Raw genomic sequence first — 864 nt, 5'->3', positions numbered from 1 at the left:
AGGCGGAGGGGCTCGCGGCCGCGGCGGAGTCGATGCGCCGCGCCGGCCTGCCGCCGCGCGTCGTCTCGGGCGGCTCGACGCCCAGCTTCGCCGCGGCGCTCGAGCTCGAGTCGGCGGTGACGGAGCTCCGACCGGGCGTGAGCGTGTTCGGCGACGCGCAGCAATGGGAGCTCGGCACCGTCGCGCCCGCCGACATCGCGCTCACCGCCCACGCGACGGTCGTCTCCCACGCGGGCGGCCGGCTCGTGCTCGACGCCGGCTCGAAGGTGATCGGTCCCGACCGCGCGCCGTGGGCGACCGGCCACGGCCGCCTGCTCGACCACCCCGACGCGCGCATCGTGCAGCTGAGCGAGCACCACGCGATCGCCGAGCTGCCGGGCGAGCCGCTGCCGCCGCTCGGCAGCCGGGTGCGCGTCGTGCCGAACCACGTGTGCATGGCCGTCAACCTCGTCGACGAGCTGCACGTCTTCGACCGCGGCGGCGACGCCGAGCCGTCCACGCGCTGGCGGGTCGCGGCCCGCGGCCGCAACGACTGACCGATCGGCGGCGCGGTCGTCACGGCCGTCGAGCGGTCAGCGCCGCAGCGCCCCGATCGTCTCCGCGAGGCGCAGGATGCCGTCGCCCGCCTCGATGCGCCGGTCCCGGTCGAGCGCGAAGAGCGGCACGCTCGTCGCGCCCGCCTCGGCGAGCGCGGCCGTGAGGTCCGCGACCTCGGCCGCCGACGCATCCGCCCGCACGCCGCGGAACTGCACGACGGCGTAGGGCCCGTCGAGCCCGTGCCGCTCGCGCACGGCGCGGATGGTCTCGACCGCCTCGCGCGCCGAGGCCGGCGTCGCGTCGCCCGCGAGCACGACGCCGTCGCCG

Annotated in this window: 1 protein-coding gene and 1 pseudogene; one reads left to right on the top strand and one right to left on the bottom strand. The window is 78.1% G+C overall.

Annotation, left to right across the window (positions count from 1 at the left end):
- Nucleotides 1–536 (top strand): annotated as a pseudogene (locus NWP09_RS13020) (D-TA family PLP-dependent enzyme); the annotation flags it as partial.
- A gap of 36 nt (nucleotides 537–572) precedes the next feature.
- On the opposite strand, the gene NWP09_RS13015 reads toward NWP09_RS13020, so the two are convergent.
- The coding region (locus tag NWP09_RS13015) for a hypothetical protein (protein ID WP_258275912.1) at nucleotides 573–864 on the bottom strand (292 nt) is incomplete at its 5' end.

Origin of the sequence: Agrococcus sp. HG114 (genome assembly GCF_024723325.1) — a bacterium.
Classification (GTDB): domain Bacteria; phylum Actinomycetota; class Actinomycetes; order Actinomycetales; family Microbacteriaceae; genus Agrococcus.
The sequence above is the reverse complement of the archived record's forward strand: the minus strand, read 5'-3'. Positions and strand labels throughout refer to the sequence as shown.